The sequence below is a fragment of the Oscillibacter valericigenes genome (genome assembly GCF_021531915.1).
In the GTDB taxonomy this organism is placed as follows: Bacteria; Bacillota; Clostridia; order Oscillospirales; family Oscillospiraceae; genus Oscillibacter; species Oscillibacter valericigenes_A.
The window spans coordinates 17,148-33,722 of record NZ_JAFBIV010000022.1 but is presented as its reverse complement, the minus strand read 5'-3'; the positions used below and the strand labels follow the sequence as shown (position 1 = coordinate 33,722).

General features: G+C 58.9%; 19 protein-coding genes. 4 read left to right on the top strand and 15 right to left on the bottom strand.

Going from position 1 to position 16,575, the window contains the following annotated elements; all coding sequences use genetic code 11:
- The 6 genes from JQM66_RS11305 to JQM66_RS11280 form a co-directional block, all read right to left on the bottom strand.
- Positions 1-535 (bottom strand): iron-containing alcohol dehydrogenase (locus JQM66_RS11305; RefSeq protein WP_235229978.1); only part of this gene is annotated, 535 nt, incomplete at its 3' end.
- A gap of 76 nt (positions 536-611) precedes the next feature.
- Positions 612-1,586, bottom strand: coding sequence for a transketolase family protein (locus JQM66_RS11300; RefSeq protein ID WP_235229977.1), 975 nt, complete (start codon positions 1,584-1,586; stop codon positions 612-614).
- Positions 1,587-1,601: 15 nt separating this feature from the next.
- Complete coding sequence (locus JQM66_RS11295; RefSeq protein WP_235229976.1) at positions 1,602-2,435, bottom strand: transketolase; 834 nt, start codon at positions 2,433-2,435, stop codon at positions 1,602-1,604.
- Positions 2,436-2,772: 337 nt separating this feature from the next.
- Positions 2,773-3,372, bottom strand: coding sequence for a DUF47 domain-containing protein (locus tag JQM66_RS11290; RefSeq protein ID WP_235229975.1), 600 nt, complete (start codon positions 3,370-3,372; stop codon positions 2,773-2,775).
- A 19-nt stretch (positions 3,373-3,391) separates the two neighbouring features.
- Entirely contained in the window at positions 3,392-4,405 is a 1,014-nt protein-coding gene (locus JQM66_RS11285; RefSeq protein WP_235229974.1) for an inorganic phosphate transporter, read from the bottom strand.
- Between the two features lie 281 nt (positions 4,406-4,686).
- On the bottom strand, positions 4,687-6,048 hold the full coding sequence (locus JQM66_RS11280; RefSeq protein ID WP_235229973.1) for an MATE family efflux transporter: 1,362 nt from the start codon (positions 6,046-6,048) through the stop codon (positions 4,687-4,689).
- A gap of 247 nt (positions 6,049-6,295) precedes the next feature.
- Between JQM66_RS11280 and JQM66_RS11275 the strand changes: the two genes are divergently transcribed.
- The 3 genes from JQM66_RS11275 (at position 6,296) to JQM66_RS11265 (ending at position 8,975) form a co-directional block, all read left to right on the top strand.
- Positions 6,296-6,637 (top strand): hypothetical protein, encoded by a 342-nt coding sequence (locus JQM66_RS11275; RefSeq protein WP_235229972.1) that lies wholly within the window; start codon positions 6,296-6,298, stop codon positions 6,635-6,637.
- A gap of 200 nt (positions 6,638-6,837) precedes the next feature.
- Positions 6,838-8,109: a PLP-dependent aminotransferase family protein gene (locus JQM66_RS11270; RefSeq protein ID WP_235229971.1), complete on the top strand. Its 1,272-nt coding sequence runs from the start codon at positions 6,838-6,840 to the stop codon at positions 8,107-8,109.
- Complete coding sequence (locus JQM66_RS11265) at positions 8,106-8,975, top strand: radical SAM protein (RefSeq protein ID WP_235229970.1); 870 nt, start codon at positions 8,106-8,108, stop codon at positions 8,973-8,975. The genes JQM66_RS11270 and JQM66_RS11265 overlap by 4 nt, the downstream gene beginning before the upstream one ends.
- Before the next feature lie 57 nt (positions 8,976-9,032).
- On the opposite strand, the gene JQM66_RS11260 is transcribed toward JQM66_RS11265, so the two are convergent.
- From JQM66_RS11260 to JQM66_RS11225, 8 genes are all read right to left on the bottom strand, one after another.
- Positions 9,033-9,458, bottom strand: coding sequence for an aspartate carbamoyltransferase regulatory subunit (locus tag JQM66_RS11260; protein ID WP_235229969.1), 426 nt, complete (start codon positions 9,456-9,458; stop codon positions 9,033-9,035).
- Between the two features lie 109 nt (positions 9,459-9,567).
- Positions 9,568-10,488 carry an aspartate carbamoyltransferase gene (pyrB, locus tag JQM66_RS11255; RefSeq protein ID WP_235229968.1) on the bottom strand — a complete coding sequence of 307 codons (921 nt, stop codon included), beginning with the start codon at positions 10,486-10,488 and terminating at the stop codon, positions 9,568-9,570.
- 14 nt (positions 10,489-10,502) lie between these two features.
- Positions 10,503-11,138 (bottom strand): orotate phosphoribosyltransferase, encoded by a 636-nt coding sequence (pyrE, locus tag JQM66_RS11250; RefSeq protein ID WP_328284139.1) that lies wholly within the window; start codon positions 11,136-11,138, stop codon positions 10,503-10,505.
- Between the two features lie 24 nt (positions 11,139-11,162).
- Complete coding sequence (pyrF, locus tag JQM66_RS11245) at positions 11,163-11,864, bottom strand: orotidine-5'-phosphate decarboxylase (RefSeq protein WP_235229967.1); 702 nt, start codon at positions 11,862-11,864, stop codon at positions 11,163-11,165.
- A complete protein-coding gene (locus JQM66_RS11240; RefSeq protein WP_235229966.1) occupies positions 11,857-12,774 on the bottom strand; it encodes a dihydroorotate dehydrogenase in 918 nt (305 codons plus the stop codon). Before JQM66_RS11240 ends, pyrF begins: the two co-directional genes overlap by 8 nt.
- Positions 12,768-13,505, bottom strand: coding sequence for a dihydroorotate dehydrogenase electron transfer subunit (locus JQM66_RS11235; RefSeq protein ID WP_235229965.1), 738 nt, complete (start codon positions 13,503-13,505; stop codon positions 12,768-12,770). The genes JQM66_RS11240 and JQM66_RS11235 overlap by 7 nt, the downstream gene beginning before the upstream one ends.
- Positions 13,502-14,785, bottom strand: a complete 1,284-nt coding sequence (locus JQM66_RS11230; protein WP_235229964.1) for a dihydroorotase — start codon at positions 14,783-14,785, stop codon at positions 13,502-13,504. The genes JQM66_RS11235 and JQM66_RS11230 overlap by 4 nt, the downstream gene beginning before the upstream one ends.
- A gap of 219 nt (positions 14,786-15,004) precedes the next feature.
- The gene (locus JQM66_RS11225) at positions 15,005-15,295 is read right to left on the bottom strand and encodes a helix-turn-helix transcriptional regulator (protein ID WP_235229963.1); all 291 of its coding nucleotides are present in this window, start codon (positions 15,293-15,295) and stop codon (positions 15,005-15,007) included.
- Between the two features lie 376 nt (positions 15,296-15,671).
- Between JQM66_RS11225 and JQM66_RS11220 the strand changes: the two genes are divergently transcribed.
- Entirely contained in the window at positions 15,672-15,848 is a 177-nt protein-coding gene (locus JQM66_RS11220; protein ID WP_235229962.1) for a hypothetical protein, read from the top strand.
- 52 nt (positions 15,849-15,900) lie between these two features.
- On the opposite strand, the gene JQM66_RS11215 is transcribed toward JQM66_RS11220, so the two are convergent.
- Positions 15,901-16,545, bottom strand: coding sequence for a superoxide dismutase (locus JQM66_RS11215; protein ID WP_235229961.1), 645 nt, complete (start codon positions 16,543-16,545; stop codon positions 15,901-15,903).
- Between the last annotated feature and the right edge of the window lie 30 nt (positions 16,546-16,575).

Here is a 16,575-nt window from a genome sequence, read left to right as displayed (position 1 = left end):
TGTCGTCGGAAACCAGGCCCAGCTTGGTCTCGCCGCCGGTCAGCACGCCGTCCTTCTCGTCCTTGACGATGGCCACGGAGATGTTGGTGCACTCAGAGCCGGTGCCGCAGGTGGTGGGGATGGCGATAACGTCCTTCTCGTGGATCACGGGGAAGCGCTTGAAGTACAGGTTGTGCACAGTGTCGGGACGCTTGCAGCCCAGCAGCTTGCACAGGTCCATGATGGCGCCGCCGCCGACGGCGATGACACGGTCATAGCTGTCATAGGGGATGGCGTCGTACATGGTCTGGATCATGGCCTCGGAGGGCTCACCGGCGCCGAACTTCTCCTGAAACACGAACTGGCACTTCAGGCCCAGCTCCTCCATGAAGGGCTTGTAGATGAACTCGTTGGTCAGGACCACGTCCCGCTCGTTCAGCTTGAACTCCTCGGCCATCTGGGCGAAGTTCTGGAACTTGTACACGGTGGGAGCGAAAATGATCTCGCGCTTATCGGCCATCAGAGAGGCGGAAAAAGCGTCCATTGCTTTAGCCATTGGAATCAACTCTCCTTTGATTTATAAAATTATTTTGACACTGTCCCGGCTGCCGCCGGGACAGCAGTCAACGGAATTACTTGCGGGCGACAGCCTTCTTCACGGCCTCCACGATGTTGGCGGCACGCAGGCCATAGGTGTCCATCAGGAAGTCCTGGGGACCGACCTGGCCGAACAGGTCCTGAACGCCCACGAACTCCTGGATGGTGGGGCAGTTCTTGGCCAGGCAGTTGGCGACCACGGAACCCAGGCCGCAGGTGACGTTGTGGTTCTCGGCGGTGACGATAGCACCGGTCTCCTTGGCGGCCTTGATGACCAGCTCCTCGTCCAGGGGCTTCCAGGTGAACATGTCGATGACGCGGACGTTGATGCCCTCGGCCTGCAGAGCCTCATAGGCCTTCAGGCTCTCATCCACCATGATGCCGGAGGTGATGATGGTGGCCACATCGTTGTCGCTCTCGTGCAGGACAACGCCCTTGCCAATCTCAAACTCGGAGCCCTCGCCGTAGACCTGGATGATGCCCTTGCGGACGAAACGGGTGAAGGTCACGCCCTTGGTGATGGAGGGCAGCTGGCGGGTGATGCTGGCCAGCTGATCGTAGTCAGCGGGGTCCAGCACGGTGGTCTCGGGGATGCTCAGGTACATACCGGCATCCTCCAGGGGCATATGGGTGCCGCCGTTGAAGGCAGCGGTGACGCCGGCATCGGAAGCCAGCACATGGACGGTCAGGCCGGCGTAAGCGGCGGACATGTAGATCTGGTCGTAGCAACGACGGGAGGAGAAGGTGCCGAAGGAGTGATAGAACACCTTCTTGCCGGTGGCGGCAAGGCCCGCGGCTACGCCGGCGCCGTTGGCCTCGGCGATACCGGCCTCAAAGGCACGGTCGGGATAATTCTTGCGCAGCATCTTGGTGTTGATGCAGCCCATCAGGTCGCAGTCCACATAGCAGATGGATTTGTCCTCCGCCATCATCTCGTTCAGGGTCAGAGCGAGACCGTCGCGGCAGGCGCGGGAATCTTTTTTGTGCTCACCAATCAGTTTCACGTTCATCGTTCTTTCCCTCCTTTAAGCGTTCTTGGCGTCTTCCAGAGCCTTCTCAGCGGCGGCCAGAGCCTCGGCCCACTGCTCTTCGTTGGGCTGAGAGGAGTGATCGTGCTTGGGCTCGGCAAAGGTTGCGCCCTTGCCCTTGCAGGTGTCCAGAACGATGCAGCTGGGCACGCCCTTCTTGGCGTAGGCATTCTGGATGGCGTCGTAGATGGCCTTCACGTCGTGGCCGTCGATCTCCTGGGTGTACAGGCCGAAGGCCTCGGCCTTCTTGGCCAGGCTGCCGTGGGCCAGGATGTCGTCGGTGGGGCCATCCAGCTGATAGCCGTTGTTGTCGATGAAGTAAATGATGTTGTCCAGCTTGTGGGCATAGGCAAAGTGCAGGCCTTCCCAGACCTGACCTTCGTCAGCCTCGCCGTCGCCGATGACGCAGAACACGTGGTTGTCACGGCCGTCGATCTTGTTGCCCAGAGCCGCGCCGGTGGCGGTGGAGACGCCCTGGCCCAGAGAGCCGGTGGTCAGGTCCACGCCGGGGGTCAGCTTCCGGTCAGTGTGGCTGGGGAACTTGGTGCCGGGCTGGTTCAGAGTATAGGCCTCCTCCATGGGATAGAAGCCCATCAGGCCGAAGGTTGCGTAAGCCACGGGGCCGGCATGACCCTTGGACAGGACCAGCCAGTCACGATCCTCCCAACGGGGGTTCTTGGGATCGAATTTCATGACCTCGCCGTACAGAACGGCCATCAGGTCCGCCAGGTCCATGGAGCCGCCCACATGACCGAAACCGCGGGAGTGGATGACCTTCAGGGTCTCCAGCCGGATCTCGGCCGCCAGAACTTTCACATTTTTCTCGTTCATGGGGTGTGTCTTCCTTTCCTTTTCAAAATGAGCGCCGGGCCCCGGAAAAGAGCGGAGCGCAAAATCATGGAATACGCCGCTCCCCTTGGAAGAAGGGAGGCTGTGTAGGGACACACAAACGCAGGTAATCGTTTGCCATGGGTTTGAAGCATCCTTGACTGTATTTTACAGCAGAACATACCGGATAGTCAATGAACGTTTGCTTTTTAACAAGGAAAACCGGAACTTTTTTATAGCCCCCAATGCACAAGCCCCACGCTTAAAAAGCGTGGGGCTTGTGCATTGGAAGGAAGGAGAAAAGACAGTACGGCGTTGGACCGCACTGCGGGGAAACGAATCAGAGCTTGACCACGATGTCCAGCAGAATGTCGGCGCTGAAATCGCCCTTGTCCGCGGCATGGTTCATATGGCTGTAGATTTCCCGATATTTCAGGATCTTCTTGATATCATCAGTCTCGAACAGCTCTGCGATGGACTGATGGAACTGTACGTTCAGGGCGTTTTCCAGCTTCTTGACCTTGGTGGCCTCTGCGGCCACGCCGGCGTGGTCCTTTTCCAGCTTCTGCATGCAGATCAACAGGCCATCGGCCATCTGCAGCAGTGTTCTGGACATGGCCAGCAGGTGTTCGTCGGGCTGGATATCATAGATGCGGACTTCTTTCACCGTGGTCCAGGCGTAGTCGGCCAGATCGTCGATGGAGGTGGAGAGACGATAGAGGTCGTCCCGGTCAATGGGGGTGATGAAGGTGCGGTTGATGTCTTCCACCAGCTGACGGCGGATGGTGTCAGCTTCCTTTTCCTTGACCTTGACGAAATCGCCCTTTTCCTGGGTGGGATCCTCACAGAAGGCACAAAGGGCCGCCACTGCGTCGCGGATGACCTGGGCCTGCTGGATCAGAAGAGCATAGAAATTGAGACTTTCTTTCCGTTTAAACATTGTGTAACACACCTCTTTGTCAGAAAATCATAGAGAATCCAAAGTAGAGAATGGCACCCAGCGTACCGGCGATGGGGATGGTGATGAACCAGGAGAGCAGGATTTTTTTCGCCACGTTCCAGTGGACGGCCTTGTACCGCTCTGCAGAGCCCACACCCATGATGGAGGAGGACACGATCTGGCTGGCAGACACAGGGGCGCCCAGCAGGGAGGCGGACAGGATCACAGCGCCGGCGGTGAGCTGAGAGGCGAAGGAATGGATGGGCTGGACCTTGTAGATTCCGGTGCCCACGGTTTTGATGATCTTGAAGCCGCCGAAAGCGATGCCGCAGGACAGGCACAGCGCGGCGCAGGCAATGGCCCACACGGGAATGGCGTCCACGCTGCCGCCGTAAATGCCCAGCAGGATCATCACGATGCCGATGGATTTCTGAGAGTCGTTGAAGGAGTGGTTGAAAGCCAGGAAGGTCATGTTAAACCACTGGGCGTATGTAAAGAATTTGTTGATGCCCACACCGGCGTTTCGTGTCAGCAGCAGGAGCAGCTTCAGAATCAGGAAGCCAACAATGAAGCTGATGACGGGGGTCAGGAAGATCATCAGGACCACCTTTCCCCAGAAGTAGCTCCAGGAGATGGCGCCGGTGCCGAAAGCCGCCAGACCTGCACCCACCACGCCGCCGATCAGCGCGTGGGAGGAGGACGCCGGGATACCGAACCGCCAGGTGGTGACGTTCCACAGAATAGCGGCCAGGATGCCTGCTGTGATAAAGGCCAGCGCCGTACTGCGCATGGCGGGGTCAGTGTAGAAGGATTCGCCTACCAATTTTTTTATGGTGTCGGATACGCTGGAGCCCACCACCAGAATGGCGAAGGGGGAGAGCAGCTCCACCACAGCGGCCCAGGCCAGGGCCGGGTGGGGTTTCATGGCGCGGCTGGCAATCAGGGTGGCAACGACATTGCATCCATCGTGGAAGCCGTTTACATACGTAAATACAAAGACCAGCGCAATCAGGATCCAGAAGGACAGTGCCATGGTTGTTTTTACACATCCCTTCTCTAAGATAAATAGTACTTTCTTCGCAAACGTTTTCGAAAATAGGGGAAATAAAAACCAAGGTTTTTCTTCCTTGGACTGTGCACATTATGGATGAAAGTATGTATAAAGTCAAGAGCCTTTAGAAAAATTGACATTTTCAACAAATCATACTATAAAAAGAATAGCGTTTTCACAAAAGATAACGCAAGCGTTTGCGTTGGGAGAGGAAAAAACCGCCCCGCGAGGGGGCGGCTGCCTGTTATTGCGGTTCACGGACCTCACAGACCGGACCGATCCTGCCGGTCCAGAGTCCGCAGCGAGTGAAGCTGAATGGGAATGGCGCAGGCCAGAGTCAGAAGATCGGAGACCATCTGGGTCATCTGGATACCCAAGAGGCCCAAGGTGGAGGAGAGAATCCACACAAGGGGAATAAAGAAGATCCCCTGGCGGGCCATAGCCAGGAAAGTTGCAGGCACCGTACGGCCGATGGTCTGGAGCATCATATTGCTCATGACCACCCAGCCGTGGGCGGCAAAGGTGAGACACTGAAACCGCAGGGCGGCGGTGCCGATGGCAATGACCTCCGGGTCATCCCGGAACAGGGCCACAAGCTGGGGGGCAAAGGCGAAGCCCAGGGCGGAGACCGCCAGCAGGAAGGCGGTGGAGCTCTTGAAGCAGAACCAGAAGGCTTTTTTCACCCGGTCATAGAGCCTGGCACCGTAGTTGAAGCCGCAGAAGGGCTGGAAGCCCTGGCCGAAGCCGATCATGGCGGAGGCGCCGAACATGGCGATGCGCTGCACCACGCCCATGGCGGCGATGGCGGCGTCTCCAAAGGGGCGGGCCGCCTGGTTCAGACAGATGGTGGCCACGCTGGCCAGCCCCTGGCGGGCCAGGGAGGGCAGGCCGCCCTTGACGATCATGGCATAGTAGGACCATTTCAGCTGGACCCGGGAGATGCGGATGCGCAGGTTGCCGCCTCTGGAGCAGCCTGCCAGCAGCAGGCAGAAGCTGACGAACTGGCTGATGATGGTAGCCCAGGCGGCGCCGGCCACCCCCAGGTCAAAGACGAAAATCAGCAGAGGGTCCAGCCCGATATTCAGCACCGCGCCGCTGGCAATGCCGATCATGCCGTAAAAGGCGCTGCCCTGAAAGCGCAGCTGATTGTTCAGCACCAGGGAGGCCGTCATCCAGGGGGCGCCCAGGAGAATGACCCGCAGATAGGCCTTGGCATAGGGCAAAATGGTGTCCGTGGAACCCAGCAGATAGGCCAGAGGCTCCAGAAACAGCTGTCCCAGTATGCAGATCAGCAGGCCGAAGGCCAGAGCGGAGAAGAAGCCGGTTGCGGCCATATTGGAGGCGTCCTCATGGTTGTGCTTGCCCAGCTCCCGGGAGATGAAGTTGCCGCTGCCGTGGCCGAAGAAGAAGCCGGTGGCCTGGATAATGGCCATCATGGAGAACACCACGCCAACGGCGCCGGTGGCCGCATTGCTCTTCAGCATGCCCACGAAGAAGGTATCCGCCATGTTGTAAAACGAGGTGATGAGCATGCTGATAATGCAGGGGACCGCCAGTCTGCAGATCAGACGCCCCACGGGCGCGGTGGTCATCTCCTGAAATTTCTGTTCCTGCTTTTCGTCCATATCGTGCTGTGTTCGCCTTTCTTTCCTGAGAATTTACATGACTTTTATACAGTATAACACATTTCGGAATCATGGGGAAAGTGTTTTTTCATAGGGAATGCTGCCTGCGCTTCACAAGGGAGCCCAGGCTGGGGCAGATGCCTGCCGCCTGATACCCGAGGGGGCCTCCCGGAACGCAGGACGGGGATTCCGCATAGAATGGAGCGTATCCTGTTGGGTACAATTTTCGGGAAACGAGGGGATCCTTTTGAGAATCAATGAGGCCTATGAGCATGAGCCCATCCTGCCCTATCAGGGGGAGGAATCCTGCCCTGTGGGGGGATGCAGTAAGGTCGGAATGCAGTGTGTGGACGTTGCCCAGGCGCTGACGCTGACCCCTACGGCCACCGTGGGTGCAGCAATCGTTACATGTCAGGGGTCGCCCCGGGTCGACTGCGAGACGGCGACAGACGGCGCGGCCTGTCTCGTGACGGTCACCCAGCGGGTCTGCGTGACCGTTCCTATCCGGTTTGGTGCGACGGTGGAGCCCAATGACCTCACCATTGCCTGTGCCGGAACTGCCGATGGGGCGGAGAACTGCGCCGGATGACCTTCGGTAGTGCAGCCTGATAAATGCAACCTGATAAAGAAGAAGCGATTTCGCAAAAAACACGCCTTCGCCGGAAAAAACCGGCAAAGGCGTGAATTTTTGTGTGGAATTTGACAATGAAACACATCTTGCAAGGAATGCGGAATATAAGGTATACTGTATAACAATTTCAATACCACAAAAGGAAAGGATGACTCACCATGACATACTCACAGATGAGTGCGGAAGAACGCAAGGCGGAATACGCCCGCCTGCAGAAGGAATTCGATGACCTGAAGGCAAAGGGCCTGAATCTGAACATGGCCCGCGGTAAGCCCAGCAAGCAGCAGCTCGACCTGGCCAACGGTATTTTTGATCTGATGCGTGATCCCGCCGATTATGTCACCGACGGCATCGATGTGCGGACCTATGGTGAGTTGACCGGTATCCCCTCTGCCAAGCGGCTCTTTGCGGAGGTTCTGGGCTGCCGCCCGGAGCAGGTATTTGTGGGCGGCAACTCCAGCCTGCAGCTGATGTATGATACCATCAGCAAGGCCTATACCCACGGCCTGCTGCACAGCCCCCGCCCCTGGTGCAAGGAGGAGACTGTCAAGTGGCTGTGCCCCGTGCCCGGCTATGACCGCCATTTCAAGGTCACCGAGACTTTCGGCTTTGAGCTGGTCTCCATCCCCATGACCGATGAAGGCCCTGACATGGATGCCGTGGAGGAGGCTGTGAAGGACCCCGCCGTGAAGGGTATCTGGTGTGTGCCCAAGTTCTCCAACCCTGAGGGCATCATCTTCTCCGACCGGGTCATTCACCGCATGGCGGCCCTGAAGCCCGCCGCGCCCGACTTCCTCATCATGTGGGATAACGCCTACTGCATCCACGAGTTTGAGGGGGACTTTATTCCCTTCCCCGATATGCTGGCCCTGTGCGCCGAGAATGGCAATCCTGACATGGTCTTTGAGTTCTTCTCTACCTCCAAGATCACCCTGCCCGGCGCCGGCATTGCCTGCTTTGCCTGCTCCGAGGCAAACATCGCTTACATGAAGAAGCTCATTGACATCCAGACCATCGGCTTTGACAAGGTCAATCAGCAGCGGCAGGTGCTGTTTCTGCAGAACAAGGCGCATATGCTGGAGATGATGCGCCAGCGGGCGACCATCATGGGACCCAAGTTCCGCTGCGTGGTGGAGACACTGGACCGGGAGGTGGCTCCCACCGGTATTGCCGACTGGCGCCGTCCCAAGGGCGGCTACTTCGTCTCCCTGAATGCCATGCCCGGTACTGCCAAACGGACCCTGGCGCTGTGCAAGGAGGCCGGCGTCACCATGACCAGCGCAGGCGCCACCTTCCCCTACGGCAAGGACCCCCAGGACAGCAATATCCGTATTGCTCCGTCTCTGCCCCCGGTCGAGGAACTGGAGCAGGCCATCGCCGTGCTGTGTGTCTGCCTGAAGCTGGCCGCACTGGAGAAATTAGGCCTATGAGATATTACGGAGCCGTCTACCGCCCCCCCTCTGAGGCGTACAGCCTTATCGTCCAGGTGACCTACGGATGCAGCCACAATACCTGTGCCTTCTGCAGCATGTATAAGGAAAAGCGGTTTGCCCTGCGGCCTCTGGAGGAGGTGCTGGAGGACTTCCACATGGCCCGTCAAAGATACCGCCATGTGGACAAGGTGTTCCTGGCGGACGGCGACGCCCTGGTGCGGAAGGCCTCCGAGCTGTACACCATTCTGGACACTATCCGGGAGCTGTTCCCGGAGTGCCAGCGGGTCACCAGCTACGCCTCGCCTGCCTCCATCCGCATCCGCACCGACGAGGAACTGCAGACGCTCCGGGCCAAGGGACTTACCATGGTCTATATGGGCCTGGAGTCCGGCAGTGACGAGGTTCTGAAGCTGATGCGGAAGGGCCACCCGGCGGCGGAGATCATCGAGATGGGCCGGAAGGTCCGCCGGAACGGCATTGCCCTGTCCGTCACCGCCATCACCGGCCTGGGCGGACCGGAGTTGCTGGAGCAGCACGCCATCGAGACTGCAAAGGCCTTCAATGCCATGAACCCGGAGTATATCGGCATGCTGACGCTGATGGTGGAGCCGGGCACGCCCCTGTACGACTGGGTTCGTGAGGGTAAATTCCAGCTTCTGACCCAGCCCCAGGTGTTGGAGGAGACCCGCCTGCTGGTGGAGAACCTGGATAGCCCCGGCAGCGTGTTCCGCATGAACCATGCCAGCAACTACCTGGTGCTGAAGGGGACCCTCAACGGCGACCAGGAAGCCATGCTCCGGACTATCGACGCGGCCGAGCACGACCTGAGCCGCCTGCGCCCCGAAGAATGGCGGGGGTTGTAAAGACTGTCAAAAAAGAAGGACCTGTTCCCTGGGGAACAGGTCCTTCTTTTTTGATTTTTAAAACTTCTTGTCGATGGCCGTTTCGCAGTAAGCACAGCGGTAGGTGTGCTTCACAGGGTCGCTCAGCAGGAAGATAGCGTCCAGCTGGGACTCGCTGACCGTGATGCAGCGGGGGTTCTTGCAGTGGATGACATTCACCAGCTTGTGGGGCAGCTCCAGGTGCTTCTTTTCCACCCGCTTGCCGTCACGGATAATGTTGACGGTAATGTTGGAGTCAATGTAGCCCAGCACGTCCAGATCCAGGTCCAGGGGATAGTCGATCTTGATGATGTCCTTCTTGCCCATGTGCTCGCTGCGGGCGTTTTTGATGATCGCCACCTGGCAGTCCAGCTCGTCCAGATGGAGGTACTTGTAGATGTCCATGCTTTTGCCGGCCTGGATGTGGTCCAGGACCACGCCGTTTTGGATGCTGTCGATATTCATATGTTACTCCTTTTTAGAGGCTTTCGTTGTCGAGCGTAAGAGTTGGAGGAGATTAAGACTTGGTAACGCAATAAAGTTTTTTTGGTTCTTTTTCTTTCAAGAAAAAGAATTACACTTCGATGCCCAGCAGCTTGAGGATCAGGGCCATGCGGATGAACTTGCCGTTCTTCACCTGGCGCCAGTAGGCGGCCCGGGGATCCTTGTCCACCGCCACGGAGATCTCATTGACACGGGGCAGGGGGTGCAGGATGGACAGGTCCGGCTTGGCAGTCTCCAGCTTTTCCGGGGTCAGGATGTAGCTGTCCTTCAAGCGCAGGTAGTCCTCCTCGTTGAAGAAGCGCTCCTTCTGGACGCGGGTCATGTACAGAATGTCCAGCTGGGGGATGACGGATTCCAGATCGGTGGTCTGGGTGTAGGGGATGCCCTTCTTTTTCAGGGCCTCCTCCTTCACATAGCGGGGCAGTTTCAGCTCCAGGGGGGAGATGAGGACGAAGTTGATGTTCTCATAGCGGCTCAGGGCGTTCACCAGGGAATGAACGGTACGACCGAATTTCAGGTCGCCGCAGAAGCCGATGGTGAAATTGTCCAGACGGCCCTTTTCCCGATGGATGGTCAGCAGGTCGGTGAGGGTCTGGGTGGGGTGGTTGTGGCCGCCGTCACCGGCGTTGATGATGGGCACCTCGGCCACCTGGGCGGCGGCCAGGGGAGCGCCTTCCTTGGGGTGGCGCATGGCGATGATGTCGGCGTAGCAGCTGACGGTGTGGATGGTGTCGCCCACGGTCTCGCCCTTGGCGGTGGAGCTGGAGGAAGCGGAGGAGAAGCCCAGCACGCTGCCGCCTAAACCCAGCATAGCGGATTCAAAGGAGAGGCGGGTGCGGGTGGAGGGCTCAAAGAACAGGGTGGCCAGCTGCTTGTGGGCACAGGCGTCCTGGTACTTGACAGGGTTTTCGATGATGTCCTCAGCGGTGGCGATCAGTTCATTGATCTCCTCCACGGACAGGTCCACAATGTCGATCAGATTTCTGGACATGATACTTCCTCCTCTCAGCCGATCCAGCTCTCGTCGGAGGGATTGGCCCGGAACTTCTTCAGGCGGTCGATGTCCTCGGGACGGATCTTTCCCTCGTCGGCGGCCACTTCGCACACCGCGTCGAAGTTGGAGAGACTGTAATTCTTGACATTGGCGGCGGCCATGCGGTCCAGACCCTTCTGCAGACCGTAGGTGAAAATGGACACGATGCCCAGCACCTCGGCGCCGGCCTCCCGCAGGGCTTCGACGACCTCAATGCAGCTGCCGCCGGTGGAGATCAGGTCCTCCACCACGACCACCTTCTGGCCGGGCAGCAGCTTGCCCTCAATGCGGTTCTGGCGGCCGTGGTCCTTGTTGCCGGAGCGAACGTAGCCCATGGGCAGGCCCATGAGATGGCCCACGATGGCGGCGTGGGCGATGCCGGCAGTAGAGGTGCCCATCAGGACTTCCACCTCGGGGTAGTGCTTGCAGATCAGGTCCACCAGGCCCTCCTCCACATGAGTGCGGACGGTGGGGGCCGTCAGGGTCAGGCGGTTGTCACAGTAAATGGGGCTCTTGATGCCGCTGGCCCAGGTGAAGGGCTCATCGGGCCGCAGGAAGACCGCTCCGATGGAGAGCAGGTCATGAGCAATGGTGTGTTCCAGACTCATATGTAAAATCCTCCTATGAAAATATTAACCAAAGAAATCCTTGACGGCCCGGCGGTAGGCGGCCACGGGGTCCTCTGCCTGGGTGATGGGACGGCCCACCACGATGTAGTCACAGCCGGACTTGCCCGCCTTTTCGGGGGTCATGATACGCTTCTGGTCGCCCACGGCGCTGTCCGCAAAGCGGATGCCGGGGGTGACGGTCATGAAGTCTTCGCCGCACTTCTCCTTGACGAGAGCAGCCTCCAGGGGAGAGCACACCACGCCGTCTAGGCCGGAATCAGCGGCATTTTTGGCGTAGGACATGACGGTCTCCGCCATGGGCACATCGATCAGCAGCTCGTTTTTCAGGGCCGCCGCGTCAGTGGAGGTCAGCTGGGTGACGGCGATCAGCAGGGGCCGGGTGCCGTCGGGCCGGGTCAGGCCCTCCAGGGCACCCTTCATCATCTCGCTGGCGCCGGCGGCGTGGAGGTTTACCATGTCCACGTCCAGCCGGGAGAGGACGCTCATGGCCCGCTTGACCGTGTTGGGGATGTCGTGGAGCTTCAGGTCCAGGAAGATCTTGTGGCCTCGGGCCTTGATGTCCCGGACGATCTGGGGACCTTCCGCATAGAACAGCTCCATGCCAATCTTCACGAAAGGCTTTTCACCGGCAGGGAACCGGTCCAGAAATGCCAGGGTGTCCTCACGGGTGGGGAAATCCAGGGCGATGATAACGTCTTTAGCCATGATGTGCTCCTCCTGTCAGTTCAGAAATATCAGTCACGCCCAACCGTTCACAGACGGCAGGCAGGTTTTCCACAATGGTTTTGCAGGCGTAGGGGTCTTTCAGGTTGGCGGCGCCTACTTCCACAGCCGTGGCGCCCGCCAGCATCATTTCAACGGCGTCCTCGGCGGAGGACACGCCGCCGCAGCCGATGATGGGAATCCTGACGGCTTCATACACGTCCCACACCATCCGCAGCGCCACCGGGAACACGGCGGGGCCGGAGACGCCGCCGGTGCGGTTGGCGATGATGGGCTTGCGGGACTTCAGGTCGATGCGCATGCCCAGCAGGGTGTTGATGAGGCACAGGCCGTCAGCGCCCGCATCCTCGCAGGCGCGGGCGATCTCCGCAATGTCCGTGACATTGGGGGTCAGCTTCATGAAAACAGGCTTGTCCGTGACGGCCTTCACCGCACGGGTGACTTCCGCGGCGGCCTTGGGGTCGCAGCCGAAGTTCCTGCCGCCGGCGTGAACGTTGGGGCAGGAGATATTCACTTCCAGAAGTTTGACCTGCTCCACATCGTTGAGCTTGCGGCAGTTTTCGGCGTATTCCTCCAGGGAGAACCCGCCCACATTGGCGATGACAGGTCCCTGAAAGATTTTTGCGATGTTGGGTACTTCCTTTTCAATCACGGCGTCCATGCCGGGATTCTGCAGGCCCACTGCGTTCAGCATGCCGCCGGTCATCTCCGCGATGCGGGGCTGGGGATTGCCCAGCCGGGCCTCCCCGGTGGTGCCCTTCCAGGAGAAGCTGCCCAAGATGTTCAGGTCATACAGTTCGGCGTATTCCCGGCCATAGCCGAAGGTGCCGGAGGCGGGGATGATGGGGTTTTTCAGTTCCACGCCCGCCAGATTGACAGCGAGATTCACCATACGATCTCCTCCTTATACAGGATGGGGCCGTCCTTGCAGACCCGCTTGTAGCCGTCCTTGGTGGGCACGGTGCAGCCCATGCAGGCGCCGAAGCCGCAGCCCATGCGGGCCTCGAAGCTGAACTGCCCGTCCTTGAGCTGGGGAAGGGAATGGACAGCCTTCAGCATGGGCAGGGGACCGCAGGAGAGTACATAGTCGCACTCCGGAACGGCCTGGATACAGTCAGTGACAAAGCCCTTCACGCCTAAGGAACCGTCTTCTGTGGCAATCAGCAGCCGGCAGCCCAGGGCGGCGAACTCCTCCACATAGAAGGCGTCTTTTCCGGTGCGGAAGCCCAGGGCGATGGTGGGATTCTGGCCCCGCTCCAGCATCCGCTGGGCAAGACCGTACAGCGGCGCAATGCCGATGCCGCCGCCCGCCAGAACCGGGTGGTCTCCGGCAAGGTTCATGTCAAAGCCGTTGCCCAGACCGCTGAGCACATCCAGCTCCGTGCCGGGTACGCAGCGCACCAGTTCCTTCGTGCCCTCGCCCACAACTTTCACCAGCAGCATCAGGGCGTCCTCCGTCCAGTTGCAGATGGAGATGGGCCGCCGCAGGAACTTGCCTGGCAGCTCAATATTCACAAATTGGCCCGGGGCGGTGATGGCGGAGGTATCGCCGGAGAGCACCAGCTCATAGGTGTCCTCCGTCAGCTGCCGGGCGTGTTCCATGGTAAAGAGAGACTTTTTCATACGATGTCCTCCTGGGTGTTCAGGTCATGGTAGACGATCTCCCCGCCGCAGATGGTCATGGCGACAGCGGCGGACACGCCCCAACCGTCAAAGGGAGTGGCCCGGCCCAGGGAGCGGAAGCTGCTGCTGTCGATGATATGAGGGCGGTTCAGGTCCAGCACCGTCAGATCGGCGGGCTGCCCTTCTTCCAGAGAGCCGCCGGGCAGACCGAAAATTCTCCGGGGATTGACGCACAGGGCGTTTAGGATGGTTTCCAGCGGCACGATGCCAGTCTCTACCAGATTGGTGTACAGAATGGGGAAGGCGGTCTCCAGCCCCACGATGCCGTTGAGGCTGCCCCGCAGGCCCTTGGATTTCTCCTCGGCGCTGTGGGGGGCGTGGTCGGTGGCGATACAGTCCACAGTGCCGTCCAGCAGTCCGGCCACCAGGGCGTCCCGGTCCTCCGCGGAGCGGATGGGGGGATTCATCTTGAAGCGGCCCTCGTCCAGCAGATCCTCGTCGCACAGTACCAGGTAGTGGGGGCCGGTCTCGCAGGTGACGGGCAACCCCTCGGCCTTGGCGGCCCGGATCAGGGCCACAGACTCCTTGGTGGAGATATGGCACACGTGGTACTGACAGCCGGTCTCCCGTACCAATTGAATATCCCGCTCCACCTGCTTCCACTCGTTGGCGGGGTCATTGCCGGGGAAACCGTTCCGCCGGGCAAAATCGCCGTCGTGGATGGCCCATCCTTTTGTCAGCAGGGATTCGTCCTCGCTGTGGGCCACGATGGGCTTGTCTAGGGATTTGGCGAGCAGCATGGCTTGGCGCATCATCTCCCGGGACTGGACGCCCCGGCCGTCGTCGGAGAAGCCGGCCACATCGGGGGCCATCTCAGTCAGATCAGCCAGTTCCTCGCCCTTCTCTCCCCGGGTGATGGCACCATAGGGATAGACCCGGACCTTGGCGTTTTTACGGACCAGGTCCAGCTGTACGCCAAGAGCATCGGCATTGTCAGGCACGGGCTTCAGATTCGGCATGGAGCACACCGCCGTGTAGCCGCCGGCGGCGGCAGCCGCCGTGCCGGAGAAAATGGTCTCCTTATAAGAAAACCCAGGCTCACGAAGATGAACATGAACATCAACGAAACCCGGGACGATCAAACGGTTATGCAATTCAATGACGGAGGTGTTCTCCTGAGAGGGGGAAACGGAAACAATACGACCCTGGTCAATAGCAAGGTCCATATTCTGAAAGCTTCCGTTCAAAAAAACGGCTCCGCCGGTCAGCAGCAAGCTCATGTATCCTTCTCCTTCTATGTCTTCATTCAACATGATATATTATCGGAAATGGGGATGGTTGTCAACGGATTTTCGCCGTCAAAAGCCATAAAACTTCATGCGCTGCGGCGCATCAAAATGGATGTAAAATCAGGTGAGGGCAGAGTCCTGCAAATCAAGCCCAGCTGTCCCCGAGGGGCGGGAGCTTGGTGCAAAAAAGCGGCGGACTTGCCGCCGCTTTCAGGATTCACGTTTCCCTTGACGCAGGTCCTCTATCAGCATTTGCAGGTGGACGATCTGCTGCGCCGTCAGGCCGGATACATCTAGCATCTGCAGCGGCTCCCGGCCCAGTAAATGGTCCGTCGTGACACCGAACAGGTCCGCAATTTTTTCCAGAAGCTCGATGGAGGACTGGATATTATTGCTCTCCCAGTTGGAGACACTTTGCTTGGAGACGCCCAGCCGGTGGGCCAGTTCGACCTGTGTGATCCCGCGGGCCGTGCGCAAGCGGCGGATCTGTTCGTGCAGCATGGAGATGCCCTCCTTGAGACCGATATTACAATACAATTGTAAAATTCAGCTTGACTTTTAATAAATACTAAAGTATTGTAATAGTGGACTTTTTTTTAAAAGTGGGGGGGATAATAGTCCTCCCATATCTTTTTTGAAAGACTTGGCGCTGCCGTGGGCGTGCTGTCCGGAATGAACTGAGCAGACAGGGAAAATGACGAGACAGTGCTTGACTTCCAGCAAAATACCGAGTATTGTGCTGCTGGAAATACTTTCAGAAAAGGCATATACAACAGATTGAGAATGGAAAAAACAGGAAATTCGGTATGCTGCTTCGACAGGATATGAAAGGGAAACGTGGTAAAGTAAGTCGTGAAAGAAGGAAGGGGGCGTTCTCATGGATGAAAAAACAATGCGCGAGAAGGATTTGCAGTTTTTGATGCTGTGCGGTCCTCTGGAGGACGCCATTGACTTGATCGACGCCGGCAAGGTGGACTCTGCAAGGGCTTTACTGGAGCGGATGCTGGACCGGGCAAAAGACCAGGCGGCAAAGTATCGGGAAAATAGAGTATGAGCCTGAAAGCGGCGCGGATCTCCCGATCCGCGCCGCTTTTTGCTGCGCCGCGTCAGTCGTTCGGGCAGCGGGGAAGCGTGGACCGGCGGAGCCGGTAGGTCTCCGAGAGCTGGGGCCAGTCCACCAGCTGCCACCAGTTATCAAAATACTCTGCCCGCCGGTTTTGATATTGCAGGTAGTAGGCGTGCTCCCACACGTCGCAGGTCAGCAGAGGGCACAGGGGCAGGGGAGTATCCTGGTTGGCGGTCTTCCGGACGGACAGGCGGCCCTCCCGGTCAAAAACCAGCCAGGCCCAGCCGGAGCCGAACTGACCCAGTGCGGCGGCCTTCATGGCATCCTTCAGAGCCTGGAGGTCCCCAAAGTCCCGGGTGATAGCACCTGCCAGGTCTCCGGAGGGTGTGGAAGCAGGGGTGGGCGCCATGATTTTGAAGTACAGGTCGTGGTTGTACACGCCGCCCGCGTTGTTTCGGACGCCCTGGCGGATGTCATCCGGAAGCTGACACCAGTCCCAGCAGAGCTGCTCCAGAGACCAGCTCTGATATTCCGGCTGGTCGGAGAGCAGCTTGTTAAGATTGTCCACATAGGCGGCAAAGTGTTTGTCGTGGTGGAAATGCAGGGTCCGCTGATCCAGCTGGGGGGTTAGAGCGTCATAGGCGTAGGGCAGGGGCGGCAGGGAAAAGGGGTAATGCTGTTCCATACGGGCACATCCTTTCTGATGGTTTCAGAA